This is a genomic window from Microbulbifer pacificus, assembly GCF_033723955.1.
GTDB lineage: Bacteria > Pseudomonadota > Gammaproteobacteria > Pseudomonadales > Cellvibrionaceae > Microbulbifer > Microbulbifer pacificus.
This window is the reverse complement of sequence record NZ_CP137555.1, coordinates 586,226-599,814: the sequence shown is the minus strand read 5'-3', so window position 1 is coordinate 599,814 and position 13,589 is coordinate 586,226. Positions and strand designations below refer to the sequence as shown.

General features: G+C 58.8%; 12 protein-coding genes. 11 read left to right on the top strand and 1 reads right to left on the bottom strand.

Annotated features, from left to right (window positions below; translation table 11 throughout):
* Positions 1–85 precede the first annotated feature (85 nt).
* From cysM to R5R33_RS02555, 11 genes are all read left to right on the top strand, one after another.
* Positions 86–985, top strand: coding sequence for a cysteine synthase CysM (cysM, locus tag R5R33_RS02605; RefSeq protein ID WP_449843690.1), 900 nt, complete (start codon positions 86–88; stop codon positions 983–985).
* A 58-nt stretch (positions 986–1,043) separates the two neighbouring features.
* A complete protein-coding gene (gene relA / locus R5R33_RS02600) occupies positions 1,044–3,296 on the top strand; it encodes a GTP diphosphokinase (RefSeq protein ID WP_318954509.1) in 2,253 nt (750 codons plus the stop codon).
* A 64-nt stretch (positions 3,297–3,360) separates the two neighbouring features.
* A complete protein-coding gene (gene mazG / locus R5R33_RS02595; protein WP_318954508.1) occupies positions 3,361–4,176 on the top strand; it encodes a nucleoside triphosphate pyrophosphohydrolase in 816 nt (271 codons plus the stop codon).
* A 199-nt stretch (positions 4,177–4,375) separates the two neighbouring features.
* On the top strand, positions 4,376–5,029 hold the full coding sequence (adk, locus tag R5R33_RS02590) for an adenylate kinase (protein ID WP_318954507.1): 654 nt from the start codon (positions 4,376–4,378) through the stop codon (positions 5,027–5,029).
* A gap of 250 nt (positions 5,030–5,279) precedes the next feature.
* Positions 5,280–6,326, top strand: coding sequence for a ferrochelatase (hemH, locus tag R5R33_RS02585; RefSeq protein WP_318954506.1), 1,047 nt, complete (start codon positions 5,280–5,282; stop codon positions 6,324–6,326).
* A 225-nt stretch (positions 6,327–6,551) separates the two neighbouring features.
* Positions 6,552–7,352, top strand: coding sequence for a hypothetical protein (locus R5R33_RS02580; RefSeq protein ID WP_318954505.1), 801 nt, complete (start codon positions 6,552–6,554; stop codon positions 7,350–7,352).
* A gap of 210 nt (positions 7,353–7,562) precedes the next feature.
* Positions 7,563–8,288, top strand: a complete 726-nt coding sequence (gene tsaB / locus R5R33_RS02575; protein WP_318954504.1) for a tRNA (adenosine(37)-N6)-threonylcarbamoyltransferase complex dimerization subunit type 1 TsaB — start codon at positions 7,563–7,565, stop codon at positions 8,286–8,288.
* Positions 8,289–8,374: 86 nt separating this feature from the next.
* On the top strand, positions 8,375–9,175 hold the full coding sequence (locus tag R5R33_RS02570) for an undecaprenyl-diphosphate phosphatase (RefSeq protein WP_318954503.1): 801 nt from the start codon (positions 8,375–8,377) through the stop codon (positions 9,173–9,175).
* Between the two features lie 23 nt (positions 9,176–9,198).
* Positions 9,199–10,083, top strand: coding sequence for an NAD(P)-dependent oxidoreductase (locus R5R33_RS02565; RefSeq protein WP_318954502.1), 885 nt, complete (start codon positions 9,199–9,201; stop codon positions 10,081–10,083).
* Between the two features lie 35 nt (positions 10,084–10,118).
* Entirely contained in the window at positions 10,119–11,225 is a 1,107-nt protein-coding gene (locus R5R33_RS02560; RefSeq protein WP_318954501.1) for a tRNA-queuosine alpha-mannosyltransferase domain-containing protein, read from the top strand.
* 88 nt (positions 11,226–11,313) lie between these two features.
* Positions 11,314–12,321, top strand: a complete 1,008-nt coding sequence (locus R5R33_RS02555) for a tryptophan--tRNA ligase (protein ID WP_318954500.1) — start codon at positions 11,314–11,316, stop codon at positions 12,319–12,321.
* A gap of 46 nt (positions 12,322–12,367) precedes the next feature.
* Here R5R33_RS02555 and R5R33_RS02550 read toward each other — a convergent pair whose 3' ends face one another.
* Positions 12,368–13,444: an esterase/lipase family protein gene (locus tag R5R33_RS02550; protein ID WP_318954499.1), complete on the bottom strand. Its 1,077-nt coding sequence runs from the start codon at positions 13,442–13,444 to the stop codon at positions 12,368–12,370.
* Positions 13,445–13,589: the final 145 nt, after the last annotated feature.

Here is a 13,589-nt window from a genome sequence, read left to right as displayed (position 1 = left end):
TGGTGGCCGGCAGGGCGCATTCGCAGCGGCGCCGGCTCGGGGGTAGAATGTGCGCCTGCACATGCCGATGGATCAGGAGTTGACTATGGAATATCCGACGATTGCCGATTGCGTAGGCAATACGCCCCTGGTGCGTTTGCAGCGACTGCAGGGTGATACCTCCAACACCATTCTGCTGAAGCTGGAGGGTAATAATCCGGCGGGTTCAGTGAAGGATCGCCCCGCATTGTCGATGATCAGCCGCGCGGAAGCCCGCGGCCAGATCCGCCCGGGGGACACCCTGATCGAAGCCACCAGTGGCAACACCGGCATCGCGCTGGCCATGGCTGCCGCGATCAAGGGCTATCGCCTGATCCTGATCATGCCCGCAAGCGCCACCGAGGAGCGCAAGGCCTCAATGACCGCCTACGGCGCGGAGCTGATTCTGGTCACCGCGGAGCAGGGGATGGAAGGTGCGCGGGATCTGGCATTGCAAATGCAGGCAGAAGGCAAAGGACTGGTGTTGGACCAGTTTTCCAATATCGACAACCCTACCGCCCACATTGAAACGACGGGGCCGGAAATCTGGCGGCAGACCGGAGGGGCGATCACCCATTTTGTCTCGTCCATGGGCACCACCGGCACCATCATGGGCTGTGGTCGCTACCTGAAGCAGCAGAAGCCGGAAGTTCAGATCATCGGCCTGCAGCCCACTGAGGGCTCGGCCATTCCCGGTATCCGCCGCTGGCCCCAGGCCTACCTGCCGAAAATCTTCGTGCCGGAGGAAGTGGACCGGGTTATGGATATCAGTCAGCAGGAGGCCGAGAACATGACCCGGCGGCTGGCGCGGGAGGAGGGGATTTTCTGTGGTGTTTCTTCCGGCGGCGCCGTTGCCGGCGCGCTGAGGATTTCCGCCGAGGTGGAGAATGCCACCATCGTTGCCATCATTTGCGATCGCGGCGACCGCTACCTGTCCTCGGGGTTGTTCAGCGCAGATCATCGCTGACTCACCCCGGCAAGATAACAAAAAAAATTTTCTTTTATTCTGACCGCGAGTTAAGACATTGGTACAAGTCAGAAAAAACTATCCCCGATTGGCCGACGGCACCCTGGATCGGGAGACATGGCTGCGCCACATTCAGGCCATGGCAAAACTGGATGGCGGCAGCCTGGTAACACTCCGCAAAGCGCTGGAAATGAGCGAACAGGCGGAGCAGAAGGCCATCGAAGTGGAAAATATCTGGGCCGAAGGTGCCAGCAGTTTTCTCACAGGCCTGGAAATGGTGGAAATCCTCGCGGACCTGCAGATTGATGGCGAAGCGCTGTGCGCCGCCATGCTCTACCGCGCGGTGCGTGAAAAGCGCCTGTCGCTCAAGTACGTCGAAGAGGAGATGGGGGAGACCATCGCCAAACTGATTCGCGGCGTGCTGCAAATGGCGGTCATCCGCAGTCGCAGCGCCGATACCGGCGTCGAAAATCAGAGTGGTGCAGTCGAGGAACACTCGGAAAATATCCGCCGCATGCTGGTGGCATTGGTGGACGATGTTCGCGTGGCTCTGATCAAGCTGGCGGAGCGCACCTGTGCCATTCGCGCTTCCAAAAATGCACCCGAAGCCAAGCGCCGACGGGTGGCGAGGGAAGTGGCGGATGTCTACGCACCGCTGGCGCACCGCCTGGGTATCGGCCATATCAAATGGGAGCTTGAAGACCTTTCCTTTCGCTACCTCGAACCCGACGACTATATGCAGATCGCCCGTCTGCTGGACGAAAAGCGTCTGGCGCGGCAGGACTATATCGACAATGTGCTGCAGCTGTTGCGCAGCGAACTGGCGAAAGCGGATATCGAAGGGGAGGTGTTCGGTCGGGCCAAGCACATCTACAGCATCTGGCGAAAGATGCGGCGCAAGAATATCGGCTTCTCGCAGGTGTATGACATCCGCGCGGTGCGAATTCTGGTGCCCACGGTGCGGGATTGTTATGCGGTACTGGGTATCGTGCACAACCTGTGGCGCAACATTCCGAACGAATTCGACGATTACATCGCCTCGCCCAAAGACAACGGCTACCGATCGCTGCACACGGCGGTGATCGGTCCCGACCGCAAGGTGCTCGAAGTGCAGATCCGCACCTTCGCCATGCACGAAGAGGCCGAATACGGTGTGTGCGCCCACTGGCGCTACAAGGGCACGGACAAAAAATCCGGCCAGCTCGAAGGGCAGGACGGTTACGAACAGAAAATTGCCTGGCTGCGCCAGGTGCTCGACTGGCACGAAGAGGTGGGCGGTAACCCGCTGCAGGAAGACCTGCAGGCCAGCGATGTGGATACCCGCATCTACGTATTCACGCCCGATGGCCATGTGGTGGATCTGCCAAAGGGCGCGACGCCGCTGGACTTCGCTTACAAAATCCACACGGAAATCGGCCACCGCTGCCGCGGCGCCAAGGTGGACGGCCGCATCGTGCCCTTGAATCACGTGCTGCAGACCGCGAACCAGGTGGAAATCCTCACCGGCAAACGGGAAGCACCGAGCCGCGACTGGATTTCCCGCAGTATGGGATACATCAATACCTCGCGTGCGCGCGCCAAGGTCATCCACTGGTTCAAGATGCAGGCGCGCGACCAGAATGTGGCCGAGGGTCGCACCATTCTCGACAGCGAATTCAAGCAGCTGGCGCTGGCGGATTTCGATTTCGAAAAACTGGCGAAGAAGCTCAATATGCATTCGCTGGACGACCTGTACGCGGCGGTCGGTGCCGGTGATATCGGCGTGGGGCAGGTGCTGAATACGGCCCAACGCATGGTGAAAGTGGGGCCGAGCGAGCCGGTGCTGTCCCTCACTGCGCCGGTGGCCCGGGAAGGGCAGACCGATGTGTACATCGACGGGGTGGGTAACCTGCTGACCCATATCGCCCGCTGCTGCAACCCGGTACCGGGTGACGACATCATGGGCTACATCACCCTCGGGCGCGGGGTGTCGATCCACCGCAAGGACTGCGCGAATATGCTGCGGATGCAGTCGGAAGAGCCCGAGCGTATCCTGCAGGTCGGCTGGTCGGAAAAGCCCACCGAAGTCTACTCGGTGGAAATCATGGTGGAGGCCTACGATCGCCACGGCCTGTTGCGGGATGTCACTACCATGCTGGACAGTCAGCGGATCAATATCACGGCCATGCAGACCCATTCGAACAAGCACAAGCACACAGTGGATATGGTGATCACCGCGGAAATCCACAATTTCGAGGAACTGAGCCAGGTACTGCACCGCATCAATCAGCTGCCGAACGTGGCCTCCGCAAAACGGCGGATTCTGCATTGAACCCGCTAACAGCCGGTAACCCGGTGAAAGCAGCACGCCCAATGACAGCGAACAGGTGAAACCGATGAAACAGCACTTCAGCGTAGAAGACCTGCAATACTTGATGTCGCGGCTGCGCGACCCCGATAGCGGTTGCCCCTGGGACCTGAAGCAAACCTTCGCCACTATCGTGCCCTCCACCATCGAAGAGGCCTACGAGGTGGCGGAAGCGATCGAGCGGGAAGATTTTGTCCACCTGCGGGAAGAACTTGGAGACCTGCTGTTCCAGGTGATCTTTTATGCGCAGCTGGGACGTGAGCAGCAGCATTTCGACTTTTCCGGTATCGTCGACACCCTGGTGCGGAAACTGGTGCGCCGCCATCCTCACGTATTCCCCTCCGGCGAGCTATACGGCGATAACCACAGCGTCGATATCGACGAAGAGCAGATCAAAGCCAACTGGGAAGCGACCAAAGCGGCTGAGAGGGAATCCAAGGGTGAGTCTGGTACCTTGGGCGGGGTGGCTGCGGGCCTGCCGGCACTAACCCGTGCCGCCAAACTGCAAAAACGTGCGGCCCAGGTGGGGTTTGACTGGCCGGCAATCGACGGTGTGCTGGAAAAGGTGGAGGAGGAGTTGCGGGAACTTCGCGAAGCCATTGCCTCCGGGGATAGCGCACACGCCCGCGAAGAGTTGGGCGATCTGCTGTTTTCCTGCGTCAATGTGGCGCGGCACCTCAAAGTTGATCCGGAAGCCGCGTTGCGCCAGTGCAATCGCAAGTTTGAACAGCGTTTCGGTGCGGTGGAAGCCGCGCTCGGCGAGCGCAATCTGCAGCCCTCTGATGTCACCCTGGAAGAACTCGACCGGCTCTGGGAAGCGGCGAAAAGCTCCGCGGATTCCTGATGTCCGCTGCGATGTGCTTGTCGCGGGCGGATGGCGCCCAGCAAGGATTGGCTAAAAATAACTGTTTTTTTGTAGAAAAATTACCGAATTCGGCCTGACCACTTACGGACTTGTTCTGCCTTGGGGCAAAGTGTAAGGTAGCGCTCTTTTTATCGCTGGGGCAAAGTTGCCCCGGGTATGATCTGGAGATTATCTGATTATGCGAATCATACTTCTGGGCGCGCCGGGCGCCGGAAAGGGTACACAGGCCCAGTTCATTACCGAGAAGTTTGGAATTCCTCAGATTTCTACCGGAGACATGCTGCGTGCGGCCGTCAAGGCGGGTACCCCGCTCGGTCTTCAGGCAAAAGACGTCATGGCGGCGGGCAAGCTGGTGAGCGACGACCTGATCATTGCCCTGGTGAAAGAGCGCATCGCCCAGGCGGACTGCGCCAACGGTTTTCTGTTCGATGGTTTCCCGCGTACGATTCCCCAGGCCCAGGCCCTGCTGGATGCGGATGTGGCCATCGATCACGTGCTGGAAATTGCTGTGGATGACGAGGAAATCGTCAAGCGCCTTTCCGGTCGCCGGGTACACGAAGGTTCCGGCCGCGTGTATCACCTGGTGTATAACCCGCCCAAGAGCGAAGGTGTGGACGATGTGACCGGCGAAGCGCTGGTTCAGCGCACCGACGACAGTGAAGACACCGTGCGCAACCGTCTTAATGTATATCACGAGCAGACCGAGCCGCTGGTGGGTTTCTACCGCGAGCTGGCCCAGCGCGCCCCAGAGACTGCGCCGAAGTACAGCAAGGTTGAGGGCGTCGGCTCCATGGATCAGATCCGTGAAAAAGTGATCTCCGCGCTGAGCTGAAGTCGTCGGCTCTAGATGTAAAAAGGCTCCTTCGGGAGCCTTTTTATTTTCCAGACAGACCTTGTCATTGCCCCGGTCTAGTCTTAATTGGGCTTCTCTATCGGGCCGTTTGCAACGTCGCTAAATACTTTTACAGCAGACTCTGGAATACTGCCGCCCCATATCGACACGGATTCCCGGCGCAAGGTGGCAGCCAGTCACCTCGGCAGAACCGGGATCGCCTCCTGAACCCATTGGAGTGCAAACGACCATGGCTCACGCGATCATTCTGATGAACCTCGGCACCCCGGCCGAGCCCACACCCAGTGCGGTGCGGCAGTTCCTGCGGGAATTCCTGTCCGATCCCCGGGTAGTGGAAATTCCCCGTCCCGTCTGGAAGTTGATTCTCAACCTGTTTGTTCTGCCTCTGCGGCCTGCGCGAATAGCGCCTGCCTACCAAGAAATCTGGAATCACGGTCTCGATGGCGAGGCGGTAACTGGCTCCCCCATCACCTATTACACCCAGCGTCAGGTTGCTCTCCTGCAGCAGCGCTTCAACGACGCCGGGCAGCGCGCATCTGTGAGTGGAGATGTGCAGAAAAAGGAAAAACAGGAAATTATCGTGGCACACGCCATGACCTACGGCGCTCCCAACCTGGCGGATACAGTCGCCCGTTTGCAACAAGACGGTGTTAGCGGCTTCACCGTCCTGCCGCTATATCCGCAATATTCCGCCACAACGACTGGCGCCATTTACGATCAGGTGGCGAAAATCATTCGCGCCTCGCGCAATGTGCCGGATATTTCCGTAGTGCATGATTACTGGCAGCACCCGCTCTACATTGAAGCCCTGGCAAATTCCGTGCGTGAACACCGCGAACGGAATGGCGCCGCAGAAAAACTGTTGATGTCGTTTCACGGTATTCCCAAGGCGAATACCCGCAAAGGTGATCCCTATTACCAACAGTGCTGTGGTACCGCGGAGCGTCTTGCCGCGGCCCTGGAGCTGCCGCGGGATAAATGGGAAATAACTTTCCAGTCCCGTTTTGGCAAGGCGGAATGGCTGCAACCCTATACAGATAAAACCCTGGTCGAGTGGGGCCAGTCTGGCGTGGGTAGTGTGGATGTGATCTGCCCGGCATTTGCCGCGGACTGCCTGGAAACCCTGGAAGAAATCGCGGTGGAGAATCGCGCTAATTTTATTGATGCCGGCGGTCGCGAATACCGGTATATCCCCGCATTGAATGCGCGTATTGACCACCTTGCGGCCATTGAGGCGATTGTCCGGGAGAAAATGCCTGCGGGAATTTGCGGGTAATATTTTGGGGTTTTTATCTTTTACCCTGTGAAATTTACCCGCGGAACGTCACTGGGGAATAAAAAACTGAAAATTTCTTAATGTTTTTGGTTGTTTTTTAACTTTATTTCTTGCAAACGCCCCTTTTTTTATTAACTTTGATACAGCCGTGTCATTTTTTTGTGGCTGGCCGGTACATATCTGTGTTCAGAGTGACTTCTTTTACAGAGGAAGAGGAGACAAGGGATGGCACGAGTCGCAAAGAAAGCTGCCAAAGCAAAGCGCGTTGCGAAAGCAAAGCCGGCTGCCAAGGCCAAGGTGACCACTTCATCGGCAACCACCACTCCAATAGTTACCAAGGCCCAAAAGGCGGTAGATGCCGCAGCCAAGGCGCTGGATAGTCAGTTGGATCGGGTGGGTAAAGCCCGTGCGCGTGCGCAAAAAAGTAATTCCGCTGCCGCCAAGCAGTCGCTGACCGCGGCCAATGCCAAGTTGAGAGAGCAGCGGGCAAAACTCGCAGAGGCCAAGCTGGGGCTGGCAAAGGCCAGTGCCATGGATGCCGTGCGCCAGGCTGAAGAGTCGGTCAAGAAAAAAGTCGCAGACATGGCCGACAAGCTCTCCGCAAAGGCGGATAAAGAACTTGAGAAGGCGGTGAAAGCTTTTGCCAGCCGCTGGAAAAAGGCGCGGGCCAAGGTCGATGCCAAAAAAGTAAAGACGGCGGAGAAGAAAGCCACCGCCAAAGTGAAGTCGACAGCGAAGAAAGCGGCGGCGAAAGCCAAAGTGTTGGAGAAAAAGGCGGCGGTCAAGGCCAAAGCGGAAGCCAAAAAGGCGGCCAAGGCCGCAACCAAGAAAAAGGCGGTGAGAAAATCCGCAGCCAAAAAAACGGCGGTGAAAAAGGCCCCGGCCAAGAAGCCAGCTGCCAAAAAAGCAGCCGCCAAATCGGTGAAAGCGGCTCCGAAGAAGTCCGCCAGTCGCGGGCGCCCAGCCAAGAAGGCTGCGGTCAAGAAGGCGGCTGGTCGCCGCGGTCGCCCGCCAAAGACGGCCTGATCCCATTCCCGATCCGTCAACCCCGGCCCTGTGCCGGGGTTTTGCTGTTTGCCCCAGTCCACCCCTCTCAGCTCCTCACGCGATAGAATTGGGCTTCTCCTGGCCCGGTTTGCGTTTGTCGCTGGTCATGCCACAATTCGTCCCCAAAATTACTGGCGCCCATCCCCGGGGCCAGATTTGTCTGTTTGATACCAGTACGGGGCGCTTTTCTTGAAAATCCTGGCCATTGATACCACTTCCGGTGCCTGTTCTGTCGCCCTCTACACCGATGGGCAGGTCTCGGAGCAGTTCTTCCGGGCCGAGCGGGACCACACCCGCCGTTTGTTGCCCATGGTGGAGGCGGTACTGGCGGAAGGGCAGAGCAGCCTGGGGCAGGTGGATGCACTGGCCGTGAGTCAGGGGCCTGGGTCCTTCACCGGCCTGCGTATTGCCATCAGTTGTGTCCAGGGGCTCGCGTTCTCAGCGAATAGGCCGGTTGTGCCGGTTTCCAGTCTGGCCGCGCTTGCGCTTGGTGCGCGGCGCTCACATCCGGAGTGGGGCGAAGCTCCGGTACTCGCCGCACTGGATGCGCGAATGCAGGAGGTTTACTGGGGGCTCTATCCATCGGGCGACATTACCAATGCGCTGCTCGCCGATGCCGTGTCCGCCCCGGAGCAGGTTGTTTCTGCACTTGCTGCCGCCGGTTATCATCATGCCGATAGCGTTACTGCTGAGCGTTCTTTCTACGGTGCCGGACCCGGTTGGGAATATCCGGAACTGGCGGCGTTGAACCCTTTGGAGGTTTCGCTCGAGTCGGCCATTCATGCGCAGGATATCGCGGTGCTGGCGGCGCAACTTTGGCAGCAGGGAATTCAGGTCAGCCCCGAGGACCTGGAGCCCGCCTATCTGCGCAATGAGGTGACCTGGAAAAAACGCGAGCGCATCCGGCAGCGTTAATCCTGCCACCGAGAATCTTCGATAAAAAATAGTCCACCGATAACAGGGCGTCCGTGGATCGCGGACCTATAAGTAGTAGAAAAATTATGGATCACATTCATACCGTCATCCTGGCCCTAATTCAGGGCGTAACCGAATTCCTGCCTATCTCCAGTTCGGCACACCTGATTCTTCCCAATCAGGTGCTGGGGTGGCCCGATCAGGGCCTGGCATTCGATGTGGCCGTACACTTCGGCTCTCTAATGGCAGTATTGCTGTATTTTCGCAAGGAAGTCTGGCAGTTAATCTGTGATGGGTTGGGCGGGTTCAAAACCGGGCAGTTTACCGACGAGGGCCGTCTGGCATGGCTGATCGTGCTGGCGACCATTCCCGCTGGACTGGCCGGTCTCGTCTTCAAGGATTTTATCGAAACCCATTTGCGCTCTTCAGCCGTTATTGCTACCACCACCATCGTGTTTGGTTTGCTGCTGTGGTGGTCAGATGTGTACGGTAAACGCAGGGACGATATTGGCAAACTGGACTGGAAAAAGGCACTGATGATTGGTGTCGCGCAGGCTGTGGCACTGATTCCCGGTACCTCGCGCTCGGGGATCACTATGACCGCGGGTCTGATGCTGGGGATGAAACGCGAGGCGGCCGCACGTTTTTCCTTTCTGATGTCCATTCCCGTGATTGCGCTCAGCGCACTGCTGCTGACCTTCGAACTGCTGGATACCGAATCGGTGCCTTGGGACAGTATTTTTCTCGGTGTGGTCCTTTCCGGTATCAGCGCCTATCTCTGTATCCATTACTTTATGCAATTTATCAGTCGTACCGGCATGGCCCCGTTTGCCATATATCGCCTGTTGTTGGGCGGTGCATTGATCTGGCTGATACTCACGCAATGACCCGCACACATTGAGGTATTTCTATGACAACCAAGGTCGCATTTATCGGACTCGGGGTTATGGGGTTTCCCATGGCTGGCTATCTCTCCCGCGCGGGTTATCAGGTTCGGGTTTACAACCGCACCGCCAGCCGCGCCAGTGAATGGCTGGAAAAATACCAGGGCGACGCCTTTGCCACTCCCGCGGAAGCGGCGCGCGGCGCGGAGTTTGTATTTGCCTGCGTAGGTAATGACGAGGATCTGCGCCAAGTCACCATAGGTCCGGATGGTGCCTTTGCCGGCATGGACCAGGGCAGTCTGTTTGTGGATCACACCACCGCGTCGGCCAATGTGGCCCGAGAGCTCGCCGATGCGGCAGCGGCCAAGGGCATCGGCTTTCTGGACGCGCCGGTATCCGGTGGCCAGGCGGGTGCCGAGAACGGCGCGCTCACCATCATGGTCGGCGGCGACAACGACGCCTACCAGCGCGCCAAGCCACTGCTCGACTGCTACGCCCGCGCGGTGAATCTTTTGGGTCCGGTGGGCAGCGGCCAGCTGTGCAAGATGGTCAATCAGATCTGTATCGCCGGTATCGTACAGGGGCTCTCGGAAGGGCTGCATTTTGCCCGCGCTGCGGGGCTCGACGCCGAGCAGGTGGTAGAGGTGATCTCCAAGGGCGCGGCCCAGAGCTGGCAGATGGAAAATCGCTACAAAACCATGCTCGCGGGAAAATACGACCACGGCTTCGCGGTGGACTGGATGCGCAAGGACCTCGGCATCGTGCTCGATGAGGCCAAGCGCAATGGCGCACTGTTGCCGGTCACAGCGCTGGTGGACCAGTTCTACAGCGAGGTACAGGCCCTCGGTGGCAGCCGCTGGGATACCTCTAGCCTGTTTGCGCGGCTGACGAATATTCGCGATTTCAGCTAACCACTGGCTCCTACCCACCATTCGGGCATGCATCGGTGAACGTGCTCCTGCTTTCCGCCTACGACGCCGACAGCCACAAGCGCTGGCGGCGCGGTCTGGTGGCCGCCGTGCCCGACTGGCAGTGGACTACCTTGAGCCTGCCGCCGCGCTACTTCAGCTGGCGGGTTAGGGGCAACAGCCTCAGCTGGGGCAGGGGCGAGTCACTGGCGCTGCTGAGGCAACCCTGGGATCTGATTGTCACCACCTCGATGACGGATCTCGCCTCATTGCGCGGGCTGGTGCCATCCCTTGCCGGTGTGCCCACGGCCGTCTATTTCCACGAAAACCAGTTCGACTATCCGCGCAGCAAGGATGCGGTAGCGAGTGTGGAACCGCAGCTTCTGAATATCTACACCGCACTGTGCGGCGACCTGCTGCTGTTCAATTCCGAATACAACCGCAGGACCCTGCTGGATGGCGCTGCGGCGCTGTTACAGAAACTGCCGGACCATGTGCCCAAAGGTATCTGTGAAGAAATTGCGGGCAAGTCCCGTGTGTTGCCGGTGCCACTTGAGAGTGAGGCATACCTGGCGCCGTGCGACAAGTCTGGGCGCCCAACCTTTGTGTGGAACCACCGCTGGGAGTACGACAAGGGGCCCGACATTCTTCTGGCGGCACTACGTCGCTTCGGCGCTGCGCAGATTCCTTTCACCCTGCATGTGGTCGGACAGCAGTTTCGCCGGCAACCGGCGGAATTCGCCGAGCTTCGACAGCTGCTGGAAAAGTTAGGAGCGCTGGGGGCCTGGGGGTATCAGGAGAGCCTCGCCGGCTATCGCCAGCTGCTCCGCCAAAGTCATGCCGTGATTTCCACGGCGCGTCACGATTTTCAGGGGCTTGCGGTACTGGAAGCGGTGGCCGCCGGGTGCGAACCTCTGGTGCCGGACAACCTCGCGTACCCCGAGTGGTTCGGTACCGGTGGCTGGCACTATTCCGAGGACGTGGCGTCGAGTGCGGCGAATCTGGCTGCGTTTATGCAGCGGTGTGCGCTGGATATTCAGCAGGGGGCGGCCCGGCCTGTCCCGGATGTCTCCGGTATGAGCTGGGAAGCGTTATCGATGTCATACCGGCAGTTGCTGGAGCAGTGTGCGGGTGGCGCGGACTGAGCGTACAACCACCGGCGTGAAACGGGTATCATGCGGCCCTGAATCGTAAAACGCAGTCATTCATCGCAGAACGGAACAGCAAGGATTTATGAGCAAGCAGCGCGTACTCACCGGCATCACGACCACCGGTACTCCCCACCTCGGCAACTATGTGGGCGCCATTCGCCCGGCCATTGCCGCCAGTCAGGATGAGAACAACCAGTCCTTCTATTTCCTGGCGGACTACCACGCGCTGATCAAATGCCAGGACCCGAAGCTGGTGCACCAGTCCACCCTCGAGATTGCCGCCACCTGGCTGGCGCTGGGACTGAACACGGATAATGCGGTGTTTTACCGCCAGTCGGATATCACCGAGATCCCGGAACTGACCTGGCTGCTCACCTGCCAGACCGCCAAGGGCCTGATGAACCGCGCCCACGCCTACAAGGCCGCGGTGGACAGCAACCGCGACGACGGCCAGGACTCCGATTTCGGCATCACCATGGGCCTGTACAGCTACCCGATCCTGATGGCGGCGGACATCCTGATGTTCAATGCCAACAAGGTACCGGTGGGCAAGGACCAGATACAGCATATCGAAATGGCGCGCGATATCGGTGCCCGTTTCAACCATCACTACGGTGAGCACTTTGTGCTGCCGGAAGCAGTGGTAGATGAAAATGTATCGGTGCTGCAGGGCCTGGACGGCCGCAAGATGAGCAAGAGCTACGGCAATACCATTCCGCTGTTCCTGCCGGAAAAACAGCTGAAGAAGCACATCAACAAGATCTTGACCAACCTGCTCGAACCCGGTGAGCCGAAAGATCCGGATACCTCTACCGTATTCCAGATATGGCAGGCATTTGCCACGCCGGAGCAGACCGCGGAAATGCGCAAGGCGTTTGAAGAGGGCATCGCCTGGGGTGAATCCAAGAAGCAGTTGTTCGAGCTGATCAACGGCCAGATCGGTGAAGCCCGCGAGCGCTACAATGAGCTGCTGGCGAACCCGGCGCAAATCGAAGTGGAACTGGAAAAAGGTGCGCACAAAGCCCGCGAATATTCCCGACCGTTCCTGGAGAAGCTCCGCGAAGCGGTAGGCATCCGCAAGATAGGCTAGAGCTCACCGTAATTTATTGCGCTTCAATAATCCTGGCTGGGTGGACTCAGCCGGGATTGCGCAGCTGGATATCCAGCAAAAACTCCGCACTTTCCCCGGCACTGGCGGCGCCTTCCAAAAGATAAATCATCAGACGATAAGTCCCGTCGCGGGGTAGCGTGAAGGAATAGCTCGACTGCTGTCCGTGCCCGGAATGCAGTGCACGGGGCGCCGCCGGTGCAGTGATCCGGTAGGCGGCCTGGGCATTGTTACTGCGCAGGCCCACTGCCAGGGACTGGCCGGTTTTGGCATTGATCAGGTATTCGATGGCCTCGTAGCCGTTGATGGTGGCGCGCACACTGGTGCTCTGGTGTTGCTCTCCCGATGGCGCGGAGCTGTCGTCATCGCCTGTGCCTGTAGCGGTATCCGGAAACTGAATCTTTTCCTGCTGGGTGACCGAGGCCGGCACACTCAGGTCTTCACTTTCTTCCGGTTCCCGCTGAAAACGGCCGTGGCGCAGATAGTGAATGACCTGCGCGATAACGTCGTTGTTTTTCATCATAAATACATGCGTGACCGGCATTTCCAGGTGATCGTGCATGCCCTTGAGGCGCGTGCGCGCGACGGAGACTTTGCCGTCGTCCGCGTTTGGCAGAAGGGTGGAGAGAATCGGGTTGATACTTTTGGTGCCCGCAATAATACCCACATCGAAATTCGCCGCGCCCAACTGATTCGGCACACTCATTTTGCCGGTGCTCAGCTGCATTCCCGCATCACCAAACATAAAGTGAAAGCCGGGGAAACTCCCGAGCGTGTCCACCACCTCGCTGCCCTGATTGGGCGGGCCGAGCATAACCACACGACCTAGATTCTCGGGCTTTACCCGGCTCAGATACTGGCGCACCAGAATGCCGCCCATAGAGTGGGTAACGAAATGCACCCGCGGGGCATCGGTGGTCTCTGTTTCGGCCCATTGCGCACAGCGGTCCAGTGCCGGGGCAATGGCGGGACCGGCGAGTTTTTCAATCGGAAGGTCGGTCGACGGGTAATCCACATTCACCGTATGGAATCCAGCCTCGGCCACCGCCTGCGCGAGCCTTTCCATTGAGCGGTCGGACTTGGCCAGGCCGTGCAACAGAATCACGCAGTCCTGTGATTCTGCAGGTGTTGTCTCAGGCTCAGTGGGTAGCGGCGCTGCAACGGCAAGATGGGGGAGGCCAGAGAGGGAAAGTACCGCAGTGAACAGTGCCACGCGCGCATGAGCAGGGCATGGGGATGCTGTCAGAAAA

Coding starts and splice junctions, on each gene's coding strand:
- cysM (WP_449843690.1), top strand. CDS start 86: ATGGAATATCCGACGATTGCCGATTGCGTAGGCAATACGCCCCTGGTG.
- mazG (WP_318954508.1), top strand. CDS start 3,361: ATGAAACAGCACTTCAGCGTAGAAGACCTGCAATACTTGATGTCGCGG.
- adk (WP_318954507.1), top strand. CDS start 4,376: ATGCGAATCATACTTCTGGGCGCGCCGGGCGCCGGAAAGGGTACACAG.
- hemH (WP_318954506.1), top strand. CDS start 5,280: ATGGCTCACGCGATCATTCTGATGAACCTCGGCACCCCGGCCGAGCCC.
- R5R33_RS02580 (WP_318954505.1), top strand. CDS start 6,552: ATGGCACGAGTCGCAAAGAAAGCTGCCAAAGCAAAGCGCGTTGCGAAA.
- R5R33_RS02570 (WP_318954503.1), top strand. CDS start 8,375: ATGGATCACATTCATACCGTCATCCTGGCCCTAATTCAGGGCGTAACC.
- R5R33_RS02565 (WP_318954502.1), top strand. CDS start 9,199: ATGACAACCAAGGTCGCATTTATCGGACTCGGGGTTATGGGGTTTCCC.
- R5R33_RS02555 (WP_318954500.1), top strand. CDS start 11,314: ATGAGCAAGCAGCGCGTACTCACCGGCATCACGACCACCGGTACTCCC.